The organism is Pseudomonas sp. GW821-FHT11G12, from assembly GCF_058808055.1.
This window is the reverse complement of the sequence record NZ_JBXARH010000014.1, coordinates 50316-71861: the sequence shown is the minus strand read 5'-3', so window position 1 is coordinate 71861 and position 21546 is coordinate 50316. Positions and strand designations below refer to the sequence as shown.

23 protein-coding genes are annotated in these 21546 nt (G+C 61.2%); 14 read left to right on the top strand and 9 right to left on the bottom strand.

What is annotated here, in order from left to right; genetic code table 11:
• Positions 1-17: 17 nt before the first annotated feature.
• From ptsP to AC1RR7_RS29595, 6 genes are all read right to left on the bottom strand, one after another.
• The gene (gene ptsP, locus AC1RR7_RS29620) at positions 18-2531 is read right to left on the bottom strand and encodes a phosphoenolpyruvate--protein phosphotransferase (RefSeq protein ID WP_273536217.1); all 2514 of its coding nucleotides are present in this window, start codon (positions 2529-2531) and stop codon (positions 18-20) included.
• Between the two features lie 35 nt (positions 2532-2566).
• Complete coding sequence (locus AC1RR7_RS29615) at positions 2567-3589, bottom strand: SIS domain-containing protein (RefSeq protein ID WP_096819227.1); 1023 nt, start codon at positions 3587-3589, stop codon at positions 2567-2569.
• Positions 3570-4676: an N-acetylglucosamine-6-phosphate deacetylase gene (nagA, locus tag AC1RR7_RS29610; RefSeq protein ID WP_493158905.1), complete on the bottom strand. Its 1107-nt coding sequence runs from the start codon at positions 4674-4676 to the stop codon at positions 3570-3572. The genes AC1RR7_RS29615 and nagA overlap by 20 nt, the downstream gene beginning before the upstream one ends.
• 30 nt (positions 4677-4706) lie before the next feature.
• Positions 4707-5438, bottom strand: coding sequence for a GntR family transcriptional regulator (locus AC1RR7_RS29605; protein WP_007954613.1), 732 nt, complete (start codon positions 5436-5438; stop codon positions 4707-4709).
• Positions 5439-5767: 329 nt separating this feature from the next.
• Positions 5768-6283 carry a L,D-transpeptidase family protein gene (locus AC1RR7_RS29600; protein WP_096819231.1) on the bottom strand — a complete coding sequence of 172 codons (516 nt, stop codon included), beginning with the start codon at positions 6281-6283 and terminating at the stop codon, positions 5768-5770.
• Positions 6284-6386: 103 nt separating this feature from the next.
• Positions 6387-6938: an NUDIX hydrolase gene (locus tag AC1RR7_RS29595; protein WP_096819233.1), complete on the bottom strand. Its 552-nt coding sequence runs from the start codon at positions 6936-6938 to the stop codon at positions 6387-6389.
• 147 nt (positions 6939-7085) lie between these two features.
• On the opposite strand from AC1RR7_RS29595, the gene AC1RR7_RS29590 reads away from it, so the two are divergent.
• The 5 genes from AC1RR7_RS29590 (at position 7086) to purT (ending at position 10283) form a co-directional block, all read left to right on the top strand.
• The gene (locus AC1RR7_RS29590) at positions 7086-7685 is read left to right on the top strand and encodes a CoA pyrophosphatase (protein WP_085711654.1); all 600 of its coding nucleotides are present in this window, start codon (positions 7086-7088) and stop codon (positions 7683-7685) included.
• A gap of 47 nt (positions 7686-7732) precedes the next feature.
• On the top strand, positions 7733-8257 hold the full coding sequence (locus tag AC1RR7_RS29585; protein ID WP_011332606.1) for a gamma carbonic anhydrase family protein: 525 nt from the start codon (positions 7733-7735) through the stop codon (positions 8255-8257).
• Positions 8254-8469, top strand: a complete 216-nt coding sequence (locus AC1RR7_RS29580; RefSeq protein WP_096819234.1) for a DUF1289 domain-containing protein — start codon at positions 8254-8256, stop codon at positions 8467-8469. Before AC1RR7_RS29585 ends, AC1RR7_RS29580 begins: the two co-directional genes overlap by 4 nt.
• Before the next feature lie 64 nt (positions 8470-8533).
• Complete coding sequence (locus AC1RR7_RS29575; RefSeq protein ID WP_096819236.1) at positions 8534-9001, top strand: preQ0 transporter; 468 nt, start codon at positions 8534-8536, stop codon at positions 8999-9001.
• A gap of 100 nt (positions 9002-9101) precedes the next feature.
• A complete protein-coding gene (purT, locus tag AC1RR7_RS29570) occupies positions 9102-10283 on the top strand; it encodes a formate-dependent phosphoribosylglycinamide formyltransferase (protein ID WP_102619525.1) in 1182 nt (393 codons plus the stop codon).
• 46 nt (positions 10284-10329) lie between these two features.
• Here the strand turns inward: purT and AC1RR7_RS29565 are convergent, their stop codons facing one another.
• The 3 genes from AC1RR7_RS29565 to AC1RR7_RS29555 all read right to left on the bottom strand — a co-directional run bounded on the left by AC1RR7_RS29565 (position 10330) and on the right by AC1RR7_RS29555 (position 13948).
• Positions 10330-11646 carry an MFS transporter gene (locus AC1RR7_RS29565; RefSeq protein WP_102619526.1) on the bottom strand — a complete coding sequence of 439 codons (1317 nt, stop codon included), beginning with the start codon at positions 11644-11646 and terminating at the stop codon, positions 10330-10332.
• Positions 11647-11881: 235 nt separating this feature from the next.
• Entirely contained in the window at positions 11882-13123 is a 1242-nt protein-coding gene (locus AC1RR7_RS29560) for a transporter associated domain-containing protein (RefSeq protein WP_493158904.1), read from the bottom strand.
• Between the two features lie 12 nt (positions 13124-13135).
• Complete coding sequence (locus AC1RR7_RS29555) at positions 13136-13948, bottom strand: cytochrome C assembly family protein (RefSeq protein ID WP_096819244.1); 813 nt, start codon at positions 13946-13948, stop codon at positions 13136-13138.
• 209 nt (positions 13949-14157) lie between these two features.
• Between AC1RR7_RS29555 and ffh the strand changes: the two genes are divergently transcribed.
• The 9 genes from ffh to AC1RR7_RS29510 all read left to right on the top strand — a co-directional run bounded on the left by ffh (position 14158) and on the right by AC1RR7_RS29510 (position 21506).
• Positions 14158-15534, top strand: coding sequence for a signal recognition particle protein (gene ffh, locus AC1RR7_RS29550; protein ID WP_096819246.1), 1377 nt, complete (start codon positions 14158-14160; stop codon positions 15532-15534).
• A 251-nt stretch (positions 15535-15785) separates the two neighbouring features.
• On the top strand, positions 15786-16037 hold the full coding sequence (gene rpsP / locus AC1RR7_RS29545; RefSeq protein ID WP_003185073.1) for a 30S ribosomal protein S16: 252 nt from the start codon (positions 15786-15788) through the stop codon (positions 16035-16037).
• A 5-nt stretch (positions 16038-16042) separates the two neighbouring features.
• Positions 16043-16579 carry a ribosome maturation factor RimM gene (rimM, locus tag AC1RR7_RS29540; RefSeq protein ID WP_085688896.1) on the top strand — a complete coding sequence of 179 codons (537 nt, stop codon included), beginning with the start codon at positions 16043-16045 and terminating at the stop codon, positions 16577-16579.
• A gap of 2 nt (positions 16580-16581) precedes the next feature.
• Positions 16582-17334 (top strand): tRNA (guanosine(37)-N1)-methyltransferase TrmD, encoded by a 753-nt coding sequence (gene trmD, locus AC1RR7_RS29535; RefSeq protein ID WP_096819250.1) that lies wholly within the window; start codon positions 16582-16584, stop codon positions 17332-17334.
• Positions 17335-17379: 45 nt separating this feature from the next.
• On the top strand, positions 17380-17730 hold the full coding sequence (rplS, locus tag AC1RR7_RS29530; protein WP_003175895.1) for a 50S ribosomal protein L19: 351 nt from the start codon (positions 17380-17382) through the stop codon (positions 17728-17730).
• Between the two features lie 91 nt (positions 17731-17821).
• The gene (locus AC1RR7_RS29525) at positions 17822-18235 is read left to right on the top strand and encodes an acyl-CoA thioesterase (RefSeq protein WP_102619531.1); all 414 of its coding nucleotides are present in this window, start codon (positions 17822-17824) and stop codon (positions 18233-18235) included.
• Positions 18236-18297: 62 nt separating this feature from the next.
• Positions 18298-19194, top strand: a complete 897-nt coding sequence (gene xerD / locus AC1RR7_RS29520; protein WP_493158903.1) for a site-specific tyrosine recombinase XerD — start codon at positions 18298-18300, stop codon at positions 19192-19194.
• A 143-nt stretch (positions 19195-19337) separates the two neighbouring features.
• Positions 19338-20069: a bifunctional protein-disulfide isomerase/oxidoreductase DsbC gene (gene dsbC, locus AC1RR7_RS29515; RefSeq protein ID WP_007954633.1), complete on the top strand. Its 732-nt coding sequence runs from the start codon at positions 19338-19340 to the stop codon at positions 20067-20069.
• Positions 20070-20201: 132 nt separating this feature from the next.
• Positions 20202-21506 carry a homoserine dehydrogenase gene (locus AC1RR7_RS29510; RefSeq protein WP_018926703.1) on the top strand — a complete coding sequence of 435 codons (1305 nt, stop codon included), beginning with the start codon at positions 20202-20204 and terminating at the stop codon, positions 21504-21506.
• Positions 21507-21546 lie beyond the last annotated feature (40 nt).

Below are 21546 nucleotides of genomic sequence, written 5' to 3'. Positions count from 1 at the left end.
TGTCCTTGTTGTTTTTGTTAGCGCAGAGGCCAATGTTGATGACAGGCATGACGCACCGCGGCGGCGCTGCTCAGCTTGAGCAAGTCCCGGGCGAGGCGTTGGCATTCGGCTTCGTGCACCTGGCGCACGCGATCCTTGATTTCACCAATTTGCACCGGGCTCACCGACAGTTCGGTCACGCCCAGGCCGATCAACACCGGCGTCGCCAGCGGATCGGAAGCCAGGGCGCCGCACACGCCGACCCAACGTTTATGCACCGCCGCGCCTTCGCAGGTCATGGCGATCAGGCGCAGCAGTGCCGGGTGCAAGGCATCGACCCGTGCGGCGAGGCCGGCGTGGTCGCGGTCCATGGCCAGGGTGTATTGCGACAGGTCGTTGGTGCCAATGGACAGGAAGTCGGCGTGTTCGGCCAGTTGTTCGGCCTGCAATGCGGCGGCCGGGACTTCGATCATCACACCGATTTCCGGACGTAGGCTGATGCCCAGTTCCAGGCACAGCGCATCGACCCGTTGGCGGATGTGCAGCAGTTCGTCGACTTCGGTGACCATCGGCAGCAGGATCCGGCAGCGCTGCAACGGGCTGACTTGCAGCAGGGCGCGCAGTTGCTGATCGAGGATTTCCGGGCGGGCCTGAGCCAGACGAATACCGCGCAGACCCAAAACCGGGTTGGCTTCCACTGGCAGCGGCAGGTAATCGAGTTGTTTGTCGCCACCGACATCGATGGTGCGGATGATCACCGACTTGTCGCCCATGGCATCGATCACCGCTTGGTAGGCGGTGCGCTGTTCTTCGACGTCCGGCGCGGTGTGGCGATCGACGAACAGGAACTCGGTGCGCAACAGGCCGACGCCATCGGCGCCATTGGCAAACGCGTCTGCTGCTTCATGGCTGGAGGCGACGTTGGCGACCACTTCGATGGCCACGCCGTTGCGGGTTTCCGCCGGCAGATGGGCCTGGGCTTGCTGGGCTTCGCGACGTTGTTGGCGGTCGATCTGGGCTTGCCGGACTTCGGCCAGTCTTTCGCCATTTGGCGTCAGTTCGAGGCGCCCGCCGTCGGCGTCGAGGACCACAGATTGACCTTGCGCTTGATCCAGTAGCGCCGAGCCCAGTGCGACCATGCACGGCAGGCCTTTGCCCCGGGCCAGAATGGCCACGTGGGATGTCGCGCCACCTTCGGCCATGCACAACCCGGCGACACCTTGCGCGCTCAGTTGCAGCAAGTCCGAAGGCGTCAGTTCGTGAGCGGCGACGATGGCGCCGGCCGGCACGTCGTAATGCCAGGCTTCGCCGAGCAGGGCACGCAGCACCCGTTGTTTCAAGTCGCGCAGATCGTTGGCACGCTCGGCCAGCAGTGCGCTGCCGGTGTTTTGCAGCACCTCGCATTGCACATCGATGGATTGGCTCCAGGCGTGAGTCGCCGCGATGCCGGTTTCGATCGATTGCTGCGCGGCATCTAGTAGTGCTGGGTCTTCCAGCAATGCCAGATGCGCGGCGAAGATCGCTTCTTCGTCGGCATTACGCTGTTTTTTCGCCTGGGCGAGGGTGCCGTTGATTTCGCTGCGAACCTGATTCAATGCTGCGTCGAGGATCTGCAATTGTTGCTCGGGCTGATGATTGCCAGCGTCCGCCGGCAGGCTGATCGCGTTCAAGCGAAACAGCGGCCCGCCGACCAGACCCGGTGCGGCGCACACGCCGTGCAACACGCCGGCCTCGGCCGGGCGATTGCGTGGTGCAGAAACAACCGGCGCGGCAGCGTGGTGGTCGTCGGGCAGGGCGGTGGCCAGTGCGTTGAGCAAGGCTTGCAGTGCTGCTTGCGCATCGGAACCCTGGCAGCTGACTTGCACTTCGTCCTGCTCGCCAATCGCCAGGCCCATCAAGCCGATGAGGCTGTTGCACGGCGCCGATTTGCCGGCGAAATGCAGCTGTGACTGGCTCTTGAAACCTTGCGCGGTCTGGCGGATCAACGCGGCCGGGCGTGCATGCAGGCCACCGCGATGGGCGACCTGCACGTGACCGTGAACTTCAGGGCCGCCGGTTTCTTCTGCATTCGTCGCCGTGCTGTGACGAGCAACTATGTGCAGCAGCGGTTCGCCAACCTTCACCGTTTTCAGGGTGATGGGACGCGCCTGAAAGTCCTGGCTGTTGGTCAGGATCAACAGGCTGACCAGGCTTTTGCACTGGCGGCCGACCTTGTCCAGGTCATAGCGCAGCAACGGCTGGCCACTGCTGACCCGAGTGCCTTCCTTGACCAGCATCGAGAAACCTTCGCCCTGCAACTCGACCGTGTCGAGTCCCAGGTGCAGGAGGATTTCCGCGCCGTTGTCGGCACGCACGGTCAGCGCGTGGCCGGTGCGGGCAACGTGGATCACCACCCCGGCGCAGGGCGAATACAAGGTGTCGTTCAGCGGATCGATGGCAATGCCGTCGCCCATCGCGCCGCTGGCGAACACCGCGTCCGGAACTTTGGCGAGCGTGAGCACCGGGCCGCTGAGCGGGGCGCTTAAAGTCAGCTCTTTATTGTTGTTGTGCATGGCTCGGTCTCATCAGGAAAACGTTCGGTTCGGACTCAGTGCGTACGAGTGACTTTGCTCAGGTGTCGCGGCTGATCCGGGTCCATGCCACGGGCCACGGCCAGACCGGCCGCCATCACGTAGAAACTCTGGATTGCCAGGATCGGGTCGAGCGCCGGATGCTCCGCGCGGCTCAAGGTCAGGTCGCGTTCGCTCACGTCATCCGGTGCGGCCAGCAGCACGCGGGCGCCGCGTTGGCGCATTTCGGCCGCCAGGCTCAGCAGACCGGCCTGTTCGGCACCGCGCGGGGCGAACACCAGCAGCGGATAGTGTTCGTCGATCAGGGCCATCGGGCCGTGACGGACTTCGGCGCTGCTGAAGGCTTCGGCCTGGATCGCCGAGGTTTCCTTGAATTTCAGCGCGGCTTCCTGGGCGATGGCGAAACCGGCGCCACGGCCGATCACCATCAGTCGCTCGCAATCGCGCAGGGCGTCGATGGCCAGGCTCCAGTCCTGTTGCGCGGCGTCGCGCAAGCCTTCGGGCAAGGCGTTGTGCGCTTCCAGCAATTCGCTGTCTTCTTTCCAGTGCGCGATCAGACGGGCGCTGGCGCTGAGGGTGGCAATGAAGCTCTTGGTCGCGGCGACGCTGCTTTCGGTGCCGGCCAGCAGCGGCAGGCTGAATTCACACGCGGCCTCCAGCGGCGAGTCGGCGGCGTTGACCATCGACACGCTCAGGGCACCGCGCTTGCGCAGCAGACGCAGGCTGTTGACCAGATCCGGGCTCTGGCCCGACTGGGAAAACGCGAACGCGACCTGACCGCTGACTTTCAACGGCGCCTGTTGCATGGTCACCACCGACATCGGCAGCGACGCCACTGGAATGCCCAGTTGCTGCATGGTCAGGTAGGCGAAGTAGCTCGCCGCATGATCGGAACTGCCACGGGCGACGGTCATCGCCACTTGCGGCGGCTGACGGCGCAGGCGCCCGGCGATCTCGATCATCGAGCCATCGAGCTGTTGCAGTTGGGCTTGCACGGCCTCGAACGAGGACAGCGCCTCCTCAAGCATTTTTGAAGTCAATGTCTTCTCCTTCGACCATGACGGCGGTCAGTGTGAGTGAGCGATCCAGCCGCACGCAGTCGGCCCAGGCGCCCGGTTGCAGGCGCCCGCGTTCGGTGATGCCGAGGTAGTCGGCGGGGAATTGCGAAAGACGTTGCGAGGCTTCGGCGATCGGCAGACCGATCTTCACCAGATTGCGCAAAGCCTGATCCATGGTCAGGGTGCTGCCGGCCAGCGTGCCGTCCGGCAGGCGCACGCCGCCCAGGCATTTGGTGACGGTGTGGCTGCCGAGCTTGTACTCGCCGTCGGGCATGCCGGCGGCGGCGGTCGAATCGGTGACGCAATACAGGCAAGGAATCGAGCGCAGGGCCACGCGGATCGCACCGGGGTGCACGTGCAGCAAGTCCGGGATCAACTCGGCGAATTTGGCGTGGGCGAGGGCGGCGCCGACGATGCCCGGTTCGCGGTGATGCAGCGGGCTCATGGCGTTGTACAAGTGCGTGAAACTGGTGGCGCCGGCTTCGAGGGCGGCGACACCTTCCTCGTAACTGCCGAGGGTGTGGCCGATCTGCATGCGGATGCCACGGCGGCTCAGTTCACGAATCAAGCCGTCGTGGCCGGCGATTTCCGGGGCGATGGTGATCACCCGGATCGGCGCGAGTGCCAGATACTCTTCGACTTCGGCCATCAGCGCGGTGTGGGCAAAGTTCGGTTGCGCGCCGAGTTTGCCGGGATTGATGTACGGACCTTCGAGGTGAACACCGAGGACCCGGGCGGCGCCTTTGGGACGCTGCTCGCAGAATTCGCCGACATCCTTGAGCACGCTGGAGATCTCGGCACTCGGCGCGGTCATCGTGGTGGCCAGCAGCGAGGTGGTGCCGAAACGCACGTGGGTCTTGGTGATGGTCTCGAAGGCGCTGGTGCCTTCCATGATGTCCTTGCCGCCACCGCCGTGGACGTGCAGATCGATGAAGCCCGGCAGCAGATAAGGCAGGTCGTTGTCCGTCGGATCGCAAGGCACGCCTTCGATGGACACGACTCTGCCGTGTTCGTGGATCAGCCGGCCGCGAATCCAGCCGTCAGCGGTAAGGATGTTGTCTTCGGACATTTCGCTTCTCTCGTTTGGCCTGGCTGCTGATCAGCGGCGAAGCTCTGCAACAAAGTCGTAGTAGTCGTTGCGGCAATAGGTGTCGGTGACTTCGATCGGCGTGTTGTCTTCCAGATAGCCGACCCGGGTCATCAGCAGCATCGCGGTGCCGGGGGCGATGCCGACCAGCGCGGCGAACTCGTCCGAGGCGTTGATCGCCTGGATGTGCTGCAAGGCGCGCACGATCGGTTTGCCGATGCTGTCGAGGTGTTCGTAGAGTGAATCGCCCACCACTTGTGGCTTGGGCATGATCGAGGCGGGCAGGGTGCTCATCTCGATGGCCATCACCGTGTCGTCGGCTTTGCGCAGGCGTTTCATGCGCGCGACCTTGTCGTTCGGCGACAGGCCGAGGCGGATCAGTTCTTCGTGGGTTGGCAGGGTGATTTCCCGCTCCAGCCATTGCGAGCTGGGCACGAAGCCCTTGAGACGGAGCATTTCGCTGAAACCCGACAGGCGCGACAGCGGTTGTTCAAGGCGTGGGGTGATGAAGGTGCCGGAACCTTGCAGGCGGCGGATCAAACCTTGATCGAGCAGGACTTCCAGCGCCTTGCGGGCGGTGACCCGGGAAATCCCCAGCATTTCGCTGAGATTGCGCTCCGACGGCATCGCCTGTTCGGCTTTCCACTGGCCGGCATGGATCGCTGCTTCCAGGTTGCGCGCCAGTTGCAGGTACAGCGGCGTCGGCTGGGAGTCGTCAGGGCGCAGGGCGTGTAGATCATTCATGCAGGCATTTCCGGAGCTGATATTGGATTGTTGTCGCTCGCTGTTTCGACGAAAACTAATACCACTTGCATACCATGTCAACGCAGCGGAAAGGCCTGTAGTCCTTTGGAATCGGGTGTTTCAGGGTGGGTGGTTTCAAGTGGTATTAGAGGTGGGCTCTGGAATGCAAAAGATCGCAGTCTGCGGCAGTTCTGGCGGGTGAAAGTGGTATCACCGTTCAGACGTTGCCGCAGGCTGCGATCTTTTGAATTTATTTTTTGCGGGCGACCAATGGTCAGAGGGAAGGGCCGCTTCGCGGCCCGGAGAGAGCAGGCGCCCTGGTGACAGAATCAGGGGCGGATTTCGATCATCGTGCCGTCTGGCACCAGGTTCCAGACTTCGCGCATGTCGACGTTGCGCATGGCGATGCAGCCGTCGGTCCAGTCCAGGGTGTGGAACAGGTTTTCCGGGTTGTCTTCGGAATCCGGCGTGCCGTGGATCATGATCATGCCGCCAGGCTCGACGCCTTCGCGCCGGGCGCGGGCGGAGTCGCTGATGTTCGGGTAGGAGATGTGCATCGACAGGTTGAATTTGTCGCTGGTCTTGCGCCAGTCGATCCAATAGAAACCTTCAGGTGTGCGTTTGTCGCCTTCAATCAGTTTCGGGCCTTTTTTCGCGCCCTTGCCCAGGGAAATGCGATAGCTCTTGAGCGGCTTGCCATCGGCGATCAACTGCAGTTGATGAGCCGACTTGAGCACCAGTATTTTTTCGATGAGCGGGGTGTTCGAAGGCGTCACGGTGGTCACGAACGACGCTTGGGAGACGGTGACGAACGACAGGCAAAACAGGGCAAGCAACCAGCGCATTGAAACGATTCCCCAGAAGGTGATGCAGATAATTTATTTATAGATCTTATGCAGGCGCTGTCGCGGGCTGCGCACGCGGGTTATCGGCCGGCTGGCGCTGAAATCAAGTGATGGCCGGTTGAGCGAGCGGCGGGATCGATTCCGAGCGCACCGGGTAAGTCTCGGCGCGGCGGTCAGCGAAGAAGCATTCTAAGGTACGGCCCACCGTGCGGAAAGCCAGCTCGTCCCACGGAATCTGCGCTTCGTCGAACAGTTGCACTTCGAGGCTCTCGGGGCCGGCGGAAAAATCCAGGTCCGCCAGCTCTGCGCGAAAGAACACATGCACCTGGCTGATATGCGGCACGTCGATCAGGGTGTAGATGCTCAGGTTACGCACCCGGGCGCAGGCTTCCTCGGCGGTTTCGCGGATGGCGGCCTGCTCGATGGTCTCGCCGTTCTCCATGAAACCGGCGGGCAGCGTCCAGTAACCGAGACGCGGCTCGATGGCACGGCGGCAGAGCAGGACTTTGCTGCCCCAGGTCGCCACGCATCCGGCCACGATATTGGGGTTCTGGTAGTGAATGGTCTGACAGCTGTCGCAGACAAATCGCAGCCGCGAGTCGCCTTCGGGAATGCGCTGGGTCACCGGGTTGCCGCACTGGCTGCAAAATTTCATGCTGGGGTTCCTGAATGCTGCGCCTATCTTGGCGTGCAGCGGTGTCAGTCGGCAAGTTGTCGTTTCGCGACATGACCCTTGTCCGGGGCTTGGGCGGTCGCATTGATTGGTGCATGATGCAGGGCAAGGCACAGATCGAGAACACTTATGCTGGACGAGCTACTGCACCGGGTAAGCAATCACACGCCGCGCACGCTGGAGACCGACACGCGTTTCCCCGAGGCCGCCGTCCTGGTGCCGATTACTCGCAGTGACGAACCCGAGCTTGTCCTGACCTTGCGCGCCAGCGGGCTCTCGACCCACGGTGGCGAAGTCGCCTTTCCCGGCGGTCGACGGGATCCGGAGGATCCGGACCTGATCTTCACCGCGCTGCGTGAAGCCGAAGAAGAAATCGGCCTGCCGCCCGGCCTGGTCGAAGTGATCGGTCCGCTCAGCCCGTTGATCTCCCTGCATGGCATCAAGGTCACACCGTATGTCGGGGTGATTCCCGATTTCGTCGAATACCAGGCCAATGATGCCGAGATCGCTGCGGTGTTCAGTGTGCCGCTGGAGTTCTTCCGCAAGGATCCGCGCGAACACACCCACCGCATCGACTATCAGGGTCGCAGTTGGTACGTGCCGAGCTATCGTTATGGCGAATACAAGATCTGGGGGCTGACGGCGATCATGATCGTCGAGTTGATCAACCTGCTCTATGACGCCAAAATCAGCCTGCATCGACCGCCTAAAAGCTTTATCAACACCTGAAGCCATCGTTCGAATGGCCAGCCAACGTGAGCCCTGAGGAAAACAAGATGAAATACCGCCTGGGCGACGCCCGTGTCGAGACCCATCCGCAGAGCTGGGTCGCCCCCAATGCCGTGCTGGTGGGCAAGGTCAGATTGGAAGAGGGTGCCAACGTCTGGTTCAACGCCGTGTTGCGCGGCGACAACGAACTGATCCTGATCGGCAAGAACAGCAACGTGCAGGACGGCACCGTGATGCACACCGACATGGGCTATCCGCTGACCATCGGCACCGGCGTGACCATCGGCCACAACGCCATGCTCCACGGCTGCACGGTCGGCGACTACAGCCTGATCGGCATCAACGCGGTCATCCTCAACGGCGCGAAGATCGGCAAAAACTGCATCATTGGCGCCAATTCGCTGATTGGCGAAGGCAAGGAAATTCCCGACGGTTCGCTGGTGATGGGCTCGCCGGGCAAAGTGGTGCGTGAGCTGACCGAACAACAAAAGAAGATGCTCGAAGCCAGCGCCGCCCACTATGTACATAACTCGCAGCGCTATGCGCGCGATCTGGTCGAGCAGGAAGAATGAATACGGTTGAGCGGCCGGTGGCCTCGCCCTGCGTGAATATTTGCGCGTTGGATGACGATGACATTTGCACCGGTTGCCAGCGCACGGTCGAGGAAATCACCCGCTGGAGCCGGATGACCAACGACGAGCGGCGGGCGGTGCTGGGGTTGTGTCATGAGCGGGCGAAGTCTAGTGGGCTGGTCTGGATGATCGGCAAAACGCCTGGGCAATAGCCGATTTGATTGGCGTCCTCGAAGGGCTGAAGTAACCTGTGCGCCAAATTGACAGGTCACGCCCATGATTTTCCTCATCGCCTACATCAGCAGCGTCGTGCTGATCAACTTCGCCTTCTCCACCGCGCCGCACCTGGACATCATCTGGTCAGCCTGGGGCGGGCTGGTGTTCGTGTTGCGCGACATGGTGCAGATTCGGTTCGGCCACGGTGCGATTGCGGCGATGCTGGCGGCGCTGGTGCTGTCCTATGTCACCTCCGATCCATCGATTGCGCTGGCCAGCGCCACGGCGTTCGCGGTGTCCGAGTGCATCGACTGGCTGGTGTTCACCGTCACCAAGCGGCCGTTGCGTGACCGCCTGTGGATCAGTTCGGCGCTGAGCATTCCCCTCGATACCTTCATCTTTTTCGGCATGATCGACCTGCTGACGCCACCGGTGATCATCACTGCTCTGGCCTCGAAGTTCGCCGGTGTCACCGCCGTCTGGCTGATCATGGCCTGGCGCGAGCGTAAACAGGCTGTCGCCGGCTGAAGCCAAACCCTCAGGTTCATGTAAAATGCCGCGCTTTCTCCCCATGGAAAGCGCGTCTGGCGTTGCTTTCCTCGATGATCCGCTTCTTTGAGGACCTGAGATGACCCGTATCGGAACTCCATTGTCGCCGACCGCGACCCGCGTATTGCTGTGTGGCTGTGGTGAGTTGGGCAAGGAAGTGGTGATCGAGCTGCAACGCCTGGGCGTTGAAGTGATCGCCGTTGACCGTTACGCCAATGCGCCGGCCATGCAGGTTGCTCATCGCAGCCACGTGATCAACATGCTTGATGGCGCAGCCCTGCGTGCGGTGATCGAAGCCGAGAAGCCGCACTTCATCGTGCCGGAAATCGAAGCCATCGCCACCGCTACCCTGGTCGAGCTGGAAGCCGAAGGCTTCACCGTGATCCCGACTGCTCGCGCCGCTCAACTGACCATGAACCGCGAAGGGATCCGTCGTCTGGCCGCCGAAGAACTGGATCTGCCGACTTCGCCGTACCACTTCGCCGATACCTTCGAGGACTACAGCAAAGCCGTTGAAGACCTGGGTTTCCCGTGCGTCGTCAAACCGGTGATGAGTTCGTCGGGCAAGGGCCAGAGCCTGCTGCGCAGCGTCGATGACGTGCAGAAAGCCTGGGATTACGCGCAAGAGGGCGGTCGCGCTGGCAAAGGTCGGGTGATCATCGAAGGTTTCATCGATTTCGACTACGAAATCACCCTGCTGACCGTTCGTCATATCGGCGGCACCACGTTCTGTGCGCCGGTCGGCCACCGTCAGGAGAAAGGCGACTACCAGGAATCCTGGCAGCCACAGGCCATGAGCCCGATTGCACTGGCTGAATCCGAGCGCGTTGCCAAAGCGGTAACTGAAGCCTTGGGTGGTCGTGGCCTGTTTGGCGTCGAATTGTTCATCAAGGGCGATCAGGTGTGGTTCAGCGAAGTGTCGCCGCGCCCGCACGACACCGGTCTGGTGACCCTGATTTCCCAGGACCTGTCGCAGTTCGCCCTGCACGCCCGCGCGATTCTCGGCCTGCCGGTGCCGCTGATCCGTCAGTTCGGCCCATCGGCTTCGGCGGTGATTCTGGTGGAAGGTCAGTCGACCCAGACCGCATTCGCCAACCTCGGCGCTGCACTGAGCGAGCCGGATACCGCGCTGCGTCTGTTCGGCAAGCCTGAGGTCAATGGCCAGCGTCGCATGGGCGTGGCCCTGGCGCGTGACGAGTCGATCGAGGCCGCTCGTGCCAAGGCGACCCGTGCTTCTCAGGCGGTCGTTGTAGAGCTGTAATCTCGCTATCTGATCGCTCCCGCCCGTGCGGGAGCGATCATTGCGCTTATGACACCTGATTCAGGTCGTTATGGCGCGTTTCCTTCAGGCACAGCACAGCGATCAAGCTGAGCACCGCGGCCGCAGACACATACCCGCCGACATAACTCAAACCACCCATCGCCACCAGTTTCTGCGCGAAGAACGGTGCCGCCGAGGCCCCGACAATCCCGCCGAGGTTGTAGGCCGCCGATGCGCCGGTATAGCGGACGTGCGTCGGGAACAGTTCCGGCAGCAGGGCGCCCATCGGGGCGAACGTCACACCCATCAGGAACAGCTCGATGCACAGGAACAGCGCCACGCCCCAGGTCGAGCCCTGAGTCAGTAACGGCTCCATCAGAAATCCGGAAAGAATCGCCAGCACACCACCGACGATCAGCACCGGTTTGCGCCCGTAACGATCGCTTGCCCAGGCTGACAACGGCGTGGCGGCCGCCATGAACAGCACAGCGAAGCACAGCAGCCCGAGGAATGTCTCGCGGCTGTAGCCCAGCGTCGACACGCCGTAGCTCAGGGAAAACACCGTCGAGATGTAGAACAGCGCGTAGCACACCACCATGGCGGCGGCACCCAGCAGCGTCGGTGCCCAGTATTGGCTGAACAGCTCGACCAGCGGCACTTTAACCCGCTCCTGACGGGCGATGGCGTTGGCGAACACTGGCGTTTCGTGAAGTTTGAGGCGCACATACAGCCCGACCATCACCAGCACTGCGCTGAGCAGGAACGGAATCCGCCAGCCCCAACTGCGGAACTGTTCGTCATTGAGCGTCATGGCCAAGGTCAGGAACAGGCCGTTGGCCGCCAGAAAACCGATCGAAGGGCCCAACTGCGGGAACATGCCGAACCACGCGCGTTTGCCTTTCGGTGCGTTTTCGGTCGCCAGCAGCGCCGCGCCGCCCCATTCGCCACCCAATCCCAGGCCCTGGCCGAAGCGCAGCACACACAACAGGATCGGCGCCCACGCCCCGATGCTGTCGTAACCCGGCAGCACGCCGATCAGCGTGGTGCAGACACCCATCAGCAGCAGGGAAGCCACCAGTGTTGATTTGCGTCCGATACGGTCGCCGAAGTGACCAAACAATGCCGAACCCAGCGGGCGGGCGAGGAACGCGATACCGAAAGTGAGGAATGCCGAGAGCATCTGCGCTGTGCCGGATGTCTGCGGAAAGAATACCGGCCCGATCACCAGTGCAGCAGCAGTGGCGTAGACGTAAAAATCGTAGAACTCGATGGCCGTGCCGATGAAACTCGCGGTAGCCACGCGGGTGGCGGAGTTGGTCGGTTGGGCAGGCGCGGTGTCGCTGTAAGCGGTACTGGTCGTCATGCGGTGATCCCTGACAGTCATGAGCTCCGTTGGAGCGAATTATTATGGTCGAACACCCAGGGATATGGGATTGGGCACGAGCGCTGTTTCGAGTAGGAACAGTCGTCGGTGTGATGCGGAAAGCGGCGATGAACCTGCCGGAACCAGTCGGGTGCGGGGTAAGCACGCGGTTCGGCGGGGCTTGGGTAAGCGCCCCGATTATAGGAAGGTGGCTAACGATTGAACAAGGGGCGAGCTAGCGGACGGGTGTGAGTGCCGGTGCCGAGCTGGTGTGCCAGATGAGCACTTTGCTTACGCGGTTCTCCTCGGTTTCGAGGATCTCCAGGCGATAGCGCCCGATCTTCAGGCAGACCGCGCTTTCCGGAATGGTTTCCAGTGCTTCGGTCACCAGACCGTTGAGAGTCCGGGGGCCGTCGCTGGGCAGGTGCCAGCCCAGACATTTGTTCAGCTCGCGGATCGAGGCGGCGCCGTCGATCACCATGCGACCATCGGCCTGCGGATGAATATGCGGGTTGTCGAGGCTGTGCTCGCTTTCGAATTCGCCAACGATTTCTTCGAGAATGTCTTCCAGGGTGACGATCCCCAACACTTCGCCGTACTCGTCCACCACCATGCCCAGGCGCCGCTGCTGCTTGTGGAAGTTCAGCAGCTGCAGTTGCAGTGGCGTGCTTTCCGGTACGAAATACGGCTCGTAGCTGGCGGCGAGGAGCGCTTCGCGGGTCAGGGCGTGATTGTCCAGCAAGTGGCGGATCTGCCGGGTGTTGAGGACGGCCTCGACCTGGTTGATGTCGCTGTGGAAAACCGGCAGGCGCGTGCGCTTGTTGTGGCGCAATTGCTCGATGATTTCTTCGATCGGGTCATCAAGATTGATGCCGTCGACGTCACTGCGAGGCACCAGGATGTCGTTGACCGTGATGTTGTCCAGCGCATGGATGCCGGAAACCGGGTGCGGGCGAGACGAATGCTCCGGGTCGTCATGGCGATCGGCTGGGACGTCGTCTTCGCTCTGCTGCACGACCTGAGGTTTGCGCACCAGCGGACGCAACAGCAAACCACTGATGCTGCTCAGCAGCCATGCGAGCGGATAGATCACTTTCAGCGGCACAGACAGCAACGAATTGCCGAATGACAGCACGGCGTCCGGATAACGTTGGGCGAGGGTGCGCGGAAAATAGTCGGAAAACACCAGCAATACGGCGCCGGCACCCAGGCAGGCTGCCCAGGGCCCGTTTTCTTCACAGAGGAAAATCGCCAGCAGCGTGGCAAGCACCACTGCGAGAGCGCGGCACAGGGTGTTGCACAGGATCAGGCTGTCGAGCGGGAAGCTGAGTTTGGCCAAAGGTTTGTCATTGGCGCGTGACGCGGTGCGTTGCGCCAGCAGATGCTGTTGCGCGACTTCGATGGCGGTAAACAATCCCGACCAGAGAATCAGCAGGACAAATACCGCGAGCATCGGCCCTATGGGCAAACCGTCCATTTATGCCGCCCGTCAGATGTGCAGGATGTATTCACGGACCAGTTTGCTGCCGAAATACGCCAACATCAGCAGGCAGAAACCGGCGAGGGTCCAGCGGATCGCTTTGTGGCCGCGCCAGCCCAGGCGGTTGCGGCCCCACAACAGCACGCTGAACACGACCCAGGCCAGGCAGGCCAGCAGGGTCTTGTGCACCAGGTGCTGGGCAAACAGGTTTTCGACGAACAGCCAGCCGGAAATCAGCGACAGCGACAGCAGCGTCCAGCCGGCCCAGAGGAAGCCGAACAGCAGGCTTTCCATGGTTTGCAGCGGCGGGAAGTTCTTGATCAGCCCGGATGGGTGCTTGTTCTTGAGCTGGTGATCCTGCACCAGCAGCAACAACGCCTGGAACACGGCGATGGTGAACATGCCGTAGGCGAGGATCGACAGCAGGATATGCGCGAGGATGCCCGGCTCTTCGTCGATGATCTGCACGGTGCCGGTTGGCGCGAACTGCGCCAGCAACACGGTGATCGCACCCAGCGGGAACAGCAGGACCAGCAGGTTTTCCACCGGAATCCGCGAACAGGCCAGCAGGGTCAGGGCAATGACTGCCGCGGCAATCAGGCTCGAAGCGCTGAAGAAGTCCAGGCCCAGACCGATCGGCGTCAGCAGGTGAGTCAGCAGGCTGGCACTGTGGGCCAGCACGGCGAGCACGCCGAGCGTGACCAGCAGGCGCTTGTTGGCCTTGGCGCCAGTGGCCAGGCGGGTGCCCTGATAGAGGGTCGCAGCGGCATATAGAAGGGCGGCGGCGAGGGTGGTCAGCAAACTCGGTGACAAGGGGAGCATAAATCCTGTTAGGCAAGCCCGAAAGGCGCTGAGTTTGGCATAGAACCGCCATGGCACGAAAGACCGGCAAGCTGACAGCGAGGTGTCCGCCAGACGCAGTCTTCGCTATAATCCGCGACCTGCCCACGCCGCAGGCTCGCCGAGCACATGTTGATTCCGGTCTGGGCCGCCATTATCCCGGTCTACACAGGGCCTGAAAGGATCGCGCAATGTTTGAAAACTTAACCGACCGTCTCTCGCAGACGCTGCGCCATGTCACTGGCAAGGCGAAGCTGACCGAAGACAACATCAAAGACACCCTGCGCGAAGTGCGCATGGCGTTGCTCGAAGCCGACGTCGCCCTGCCGGTGGTCAAGGACTTCGTCAATTCGGTCAAGGAGCGCGCTGTCGGCACCGAAGTGTCGCGCAGCCTGACGCCGGGGCAGGCGTTCGTGAAGATCGTCCAGGCCGAGCTCGAAAGCCTGATGGGCGCGGCCAACGAAGATTTGAACCTGAGTGCCGTGCCGCCAGCCGTCGTATTGATGGCCGGTCTGCAGGGTGCCGGTAAAACCACTACCGCCGGCAAGCTGGCGCGCTTCCTTAAAGAGCGCAAGAAGAAGTCGGTCATGGTCGTGTCGGCGGACGTCTATCGTCCTGCGGCGATCAAACAGCTGGAAACCCTGGCCAACGACATCGGCGTGACGTTCTTCCCGTCCGACCTGAGCCAGAAGCCGGTCGACATCGCCAACGCGGCTATTAAAGAAGCAAAACTGAAATTCATCGACGTGGTCATCGTCGATACCGCCGGTCGTCTGCACATCGACGAAGAGATGATGGGCGAGATCAAGGCGCTGCACGCCGCGATCAACCCGGTCGAAACCCTGTTCGTGGTCGACGCCATGACCGGTCAGGACGCCGCCAACACGGCCAAGGCCTTCGGCGACGCTCTGCCGCTGACCGGTGTGATCCTGACCAAGGTCGACGGTGATGCCCGTGGCGGTGCCGCGCTGTCCGTTCGTGCCATCACCGGCAAGCCGATCAAGTTCATCGGTATGGGCGAGAAGACCGAAGCCCTCGAGCCGTTCCACCCGGAGCGTATCGCTTCGCGGATCCTCGGCATGGGCGACGTGCTCAGCCTGATCGAACAGGCTGAAGCGACCCTCGACAAGGACAAGGCCGACAAACTGGCCAAGAAACTGAAGAAGGGCAAGGGCTTCGACCTCGAAGACTTCCGCGATCAGTTGCAACAGATGAAGAACATGGGCGGTCTCGGCGGCCTCATGGACAAACTGCCGAGTATCGGTGGTGTGAACCTGTCGCAGATGGGCAATGCCCAGAACGCCGCAGAGAAGCAATTCAAACAGATGGAAGCCATCATCAACTCCATGACCCCGGCCGAGCGCCGCGACCCTGAGCTGATCAGCGGTTCGCGCAAGCGCCGGATCGCCATGGGTTCCGGCACTCAGGTGCAGGACATCGGTCGCTTGATCAAGCAGCACAAGCAGATGCAGAAGATGATGAAGAAATTCTCCGCCAAGGGCGGAATGGCGAAAATGATGCGCGGCATGGGCGGTATGTTGCCCGGCGGCGGCATGCCGAAAATGTAAAGAATCCGCGCCGGTCGTCGCACCGGCGCAGACCCCGCAAGGATGCGGGATCAACAGCAAACCCGCACTCGGCGGGAGCTGACCGGCCGTTTTAAACGACGGCCCTATATGCAAATCTGCACGGCCTGCCATAGGCGCCGGAAAAAGTCATTTGCAAAAGTCCGGATATTCCTTAGAATATGCGGCCTTTCGGGCACCCATGCCCGCTGTGCATTTAGATTTGCAGCACCGACTACAGGAACGATGTTCACATGCTAACAATCCGTCTTGCCCTTGGCGGCTCCAAAAAGCGCCCGTTTTACCACCTGACCGTAACCGACTCCCGCAACCCGCGTGACGGTTCCCACAAAGAACAGGTTGGTTTCTTCAACCCTGTTGCCCGTGGTCAGGAAATCCGTCTGTCCGTGAACCAAGAGCGCGTTGCCTACTGGCTGAGCGTTGGTGCACAACCTTCTGAGCGCGTTGCTCAGTTGTTGAAGGAATCGGCTAAGGCTGCGGCCTGAGCAATATGAACGCGACGCCTGCTGTTGCCGATGATTTGATCGTTATTGGCAAAATTTATTCTGTTCACGGCGTTCGCGGCGAAGTGAAGGTTTATTCCTTTACTGATCCGACTGAAAACCTGTTGCAGTACAAAACCTGGACGCTCAAGCGCGAAGGCAATGTCAAACAGGTCGAGCTGGTCAGTGGACGCGGGAGCGACAAGTTCCTGGTCGCAAAGCTCAAGGGTCTTGATGATCGTGAAGAAGCTCGTCTTCTGGCCGGTTATGAGATCTGCGTGCCGCGCAACCTGTTCGCTGAATTGACCGAAGGCGAGTACTACTGGTACCAGCTGGAAGGTCTGAAGGTCATCGACACACTTGGGCAATTGCTCGGGAAAATCGATCATCTTCTGGAAACCGGCGCCAATGATGTAATGGTAGTCAAGCCTTGCGCTGGCAGCCTGGATGATCGCGAACGCCTGTTGCCCTATACGGAGCAATGCGTGTTGGCCGTCGACCTCGCAGCGGGCGAGATGAAGGTGGATTGGGACGCGGACTTCTAAGCGTGGCTAACTTGCGCGTAGAAGTGATCAGTTTGTTTCCCGAGATGTTTTCCGCCATTGGCGACTACGGCATCACCAGTCGTGCGGTCAAACAGGGGCTCTTGCAGCTGACCTGTTGGAATCCGCGGGATTACACGACGGATCGGCATCACACTGTGGACGATCGCCCGTTTGGCGGTGGTCCGGGCATGGTGATGAAGATCAAGCCCCTGGAAGATGCTCTGGTTCAGGCCAAGGCAGCAGCCGGGGAGGCGGCGAAGGTGATTTACCTGTCCCCCCAAGGCCGTCAACTGACTCAGTCGGCGGTACGCGAACTGGCGAAATCGGATGCACTGATCCTGATTGCCGGTCGCTATGAAGGCATTGACGAGCGTTTTATTGAAGCTCATGTCGATGAAGAGTGGTCGATTGGCGACTATGTACTGTCTGGCGGCGAGCTGCCGGCCATGGTCCTGATCGATGCGGTTACACGACTGCTGCCTGGAGCTTTAGGGCATGCGGACTCCGCCGAGGAAGATTCCTTTACGGATGGTCTGCTGGATTGCCCGCACTACACCCGACCTGAGGTGTATGCGGATCAGCGTGTACCCGACGTGTTGCTGAGTGGCAACCACGCGCACATCCGGCGTTGGCGTTTACAGCAGTCCCTTGGTCGGACCTATGAACGACGCGCCGATCTTCTGGAAAGCCGCTCGCTTTCTGGAGAAGAGAAGAAGCTGCTCGAGGAATACATCCGCGAGCGGGACGATAGTTAACAACGTATCGATGGTAAATCCGACGATTTACCTTAGGAGCACAGCATGACCAACAAAATCATCCTTGCACTCGAAGCAGAGCAGATGACCAAAGAAATCCCTACCTTTGCCCCGGGCGACACCATTGTCGTTCAGGTGAAAGTGAAGGAAGGCGATCGTTCCCGTCTGCAAGCGTTCGAAGGCGTTGTAATCGCCAAGCGTAACCGCGGCGTGAACAGTGCGTTCACCGTTCGTAAAATCTCCAACGGTGTTGGCGTAGAACGTACTTTCCAGACCTACTCCCCGCAGATCGACAGCATGGCTGTTAAACGTCGCGGTGACGTACGTAAAGCCAAGCTGTACTACCTGCGCGACCTGTCGGGTAAAGCAGCTCGCATCAAGGAAAAACTGGCTTAAGTCCAGCTTCCGATGCAGAAAAAAGCAGCCTACGGGCTGCTTTTTTGTTGTCCGCAATTTATCCACAGCACTATTGCTTCAGGCCGTATCCATGACATCTCGTGAGCACGAAATCGAACGCCGCACCGAACTCTCGGTGACCCGCGTGACCAAGGCGGTTTTCCCGCCGACCACCAACCATCACAACACCCTGTTCGGCGGCACTGCGCTCGCCTGGATGGACGAAGTGTCGTTTATCACCGCTACGCGTTTCTGCCGCTTGCCACTGGTGACCGTGTCGACCGACCGAATCGATTTCAACCACGCGATCCCCGCAGGTTCCATCGTCGAACTGGTCGGGCGGGTGATCAAGGTCGGCAACACCAGCCTCAAGGTCGAGGTGGAAGTGTTCGTTGAAAGCATGAGCTGCGACGGGCGCGAAAAGGCGATTCACGGGCAGTTCAGCTTCGTCGCGATTGACGACGACAAGCGTCCGGTACCGGTTCTGCCTGGTTTTGCCGCCTGAAGGTTCCGTGTACGGGCGGGCTATGAAAGACTGTCCGCCATCTCTGCCTTGCCTGAGCTTTTATGCCCGCCATCGACCACCCGCTGATTGACCAGTTTCTCGACGCCCTATGGTTGGAAAAAGGTCTTTCCGACAACACCCGCGACGCCTATCGCAGTGATCTCGCACTGTTCAACGGCTGGTTGCAGGAGAAAAATCTCGAGCTGATCAACGCCGGTCGTGAATTGATCCTCGATCACCTGGCCTGGCGCCTGGAACAGAACTACAAACCCCGTTCTACCGCGCGATTCCTCTCGGGTGTACGTGGCTTTTATCGCTACCTGTTGCGGGAAAAACTGATCTCGGTCGATCCGACCTTGCGCGTCGACATGCCGCAACTCGGTCGGCCGTTGCCCAAATCCCTGTCAGAAGCCGACGTTGAAGCGTTGCTGAGGGCGCCAGACTTGAGCGAAGCCATCGGCCAGCGTGACCGCGCCATGCTTGAAGTCCTTTACGCCTGCGGCTTGCGGGTAACCGAGCTGATCAGTCTGACCCTGGAGCAGGTCAACCTGCGTCAGGGCGTATTGAGGGTAATGGGCAAGGGCAGTAAAGAGCGCCTTGTACCGATGGGCGAGGAAGCGATTGTCTGGGTCGAGCATTACCTGCGCGATGGTCGCGGCGAGTTGCTGGGCGGACGCCCCAGCGATGTGCTGTTTCCCAGCCAGCGCGGCGAGCAGATGACTCGCCAGACCTTCTGGCACCGCATCAAGCATCAGGCCAAGGTCGCCGGCATCGGCAAATCGCTGTCGCCCCATACGCTGCGTCACGCTTTCGCCACGCACCTGCTCAACCATGGCGCCGACTTGCGGGTGGTGCAGATGTTGTTGGGCCACAGCGACCTGTCGACCACGCAGATCTACACTCACGTCGCCCGGGCACGGTTGCAGGATCTGCATGCCAAGCATCACCCTCGAGGCTGAGCGCTGGCTGTCTTGCGACAGGCGCATTCGGTCACGCGAACCTTATGTGGTAGGCTTTGCCGGTTTGCACGATGGACGGTTATGACCCGGTGTTCCGGCACGGGCGTTCTGAACGTTCCATTTGTCCGCCTTCAGGAGTTCTCATGCGTCTGACCCAGATTTTCGCCGCCGCAGCCATTGCGTTGGTCAGCACCTTTGCCGTCGCCGATGATGCGGCCGACAAAGCCATCCGCCAGAGCCTGGAAAACCTCCAGCTCGACGTGCCGGTGGACACCATCACCGCCAGCCCGCTGCCGGGCCTGTACGAAGTCAAGCTCAAGGGCAGCCGCGTGCTCTACGCCAGCGCCGACGGCCAGTACATCGTTCAGGGCTACATGTTCCAGCTCAAGGACGGCAAACCGGTCAACCTGACCGAGAAGACCGAGCGCCTGGGCATTTCCAAACTGATCAATGCGATCCCGGTGGCCGAGACCGTGGTTTACCCGGCCGTGGGCGAAACCAAGTCGCACATCACCGTTTTCACCGACACCACTTGCCCGTACTGCCACAAGCTGCACGCCGAAGTGCCGGAGCTGAACAAGCGCGGCATCGAAGTGCGTTACGTGGCGTTCCCGCGCCAGGGCCTGGGTTCGCCGGGTGACGAGCAACTGCAAGCTGTGTGGTGCTCGAAAGACAAGAAAGCGGCCATGGACAAGATGGTCGATGGCAAGGAAATCAAGGCTGCCAAGTGCGAGAACCCGGTTTCCAAGCAGTTCGCCCTCGGTCAGTCGATCGGCGTGAACGGCACACCGGCCATCGTATTGGCTGACGGACAAGTCATTCCGGGCTACCAGCCTGCGCCACAAGTCGCCAAACTGGCGCTGGGCGCGAAGTAATTCGCATCGTCACGTTCAGGCGCTGACGAGCGTGGTCCGGCGGCAACATGGCCGGGCCATCAATAGAGAGCCGCGATTGCGCGGTTGTTTTCACGGCCGGCCTCGCGTCGGCCGTTTTATGGGGAGTTCACAGTGAAACCGGTCAAAGTAGGCATCTGTGGGTTAGGGACCGTCGGTGGCGGTACCTTCAACGTACTTCAGCGCAACGCCGAGGAAATTGCTCGTCGTGCCGGGCGTGGAATCGAAGTGGCACAAATTGCCATGCGCACGCCAAAGCCTCAGTTCCAGACGACCGGTATTGCGATTACCAACGATGTCTTCGAAGTGGCCACGAACCCTGAGATCGACATCGTCATAGAGCTGATGGGCGGCTACACCGTTGCCCGCGAGCTGGTACTCAAGGCCATCGAGAATGGCAAGCATGTGGTCACCGCGAACAAGGCTCTGATTGCCGTTCACGGTAATGAAATTTTCGCCAAGGCACGCGAGAAAGGCGTGATCGTGGCATTTGAAGCGGCGGTAGCCGGTGGCATTCCGGTGATCAAGGCGATCCGTGAAGGCCTGTCCGCCAACCGCATCAACTGGGTCGCCGGGATCATCAACGGCACCGGCAACTTCATCCTCACCGAAATGCGCGAGAAGGGTCGCACCTTCGAAGACGTGCTGGCCGAGGCGCAAGCGCTGGGCTACGCCGAAGCCGATCCGACGTTCGACGTCGAAGGCATCGACGCGGCGCACAAGCTGACGATCCTGGCTTCGATCGCGTTCGGTATTCCGTTGCAGTTCGACAAGGCTTACACCGAAGGCATCACCAAGCTGACCACCGCCGACGTGAACTACGCCGAAGCGCTGGGCTACCGCATCAAGCACCTGGGCGTGGCACGCAGCACCGCCGCGGGTATCGAGTTGCGCGTACACCCGACGCTGATCCCGGCCGATCGCCTGATCGCCAACGTCAACGGCGTGATGAACGCGGTGATGGTCAACGGTGACGCTGCCGGTTCGACCCTGTTCTACGGCGCTGGCGCCGGCATGGAGCCGACCGCTTCGTCGGTGATCGCGGATCTGGTAGACGTGGTTCGCGCCATGACCTCCGACCCGGAAAACCGCGTGCCGCACCTGGCCTTCCAGCCGGACTCGCTGTCGGCCCACCCGATCCTGCCGATCGAAGCCTGCGAAAGCGCCTACTACCTGCGCATTCAGGCCAAGGACCATCCGGGCGTACTCGCTCAGGTGGCGAGCATCCTGTCGGAGCGCGGCATCAACATCGAGTCGATCATGCAGAAGGAAGTCGAGGAGCACGACGGCCTGGTGCCGATGATCTTGCTGACCCACCGCGTGCTGGAACAGCACATCAACGATGCGATCGCCGCCCTCGAAGCCCTGGCGGGCGTGGTCGGTCCGGTTGTGCGGATCCGCGTCGAGCACTTGAACTAAGTTGATCTCCTTCACAGGGCCCGCCTGCGGGCCCTGTGTT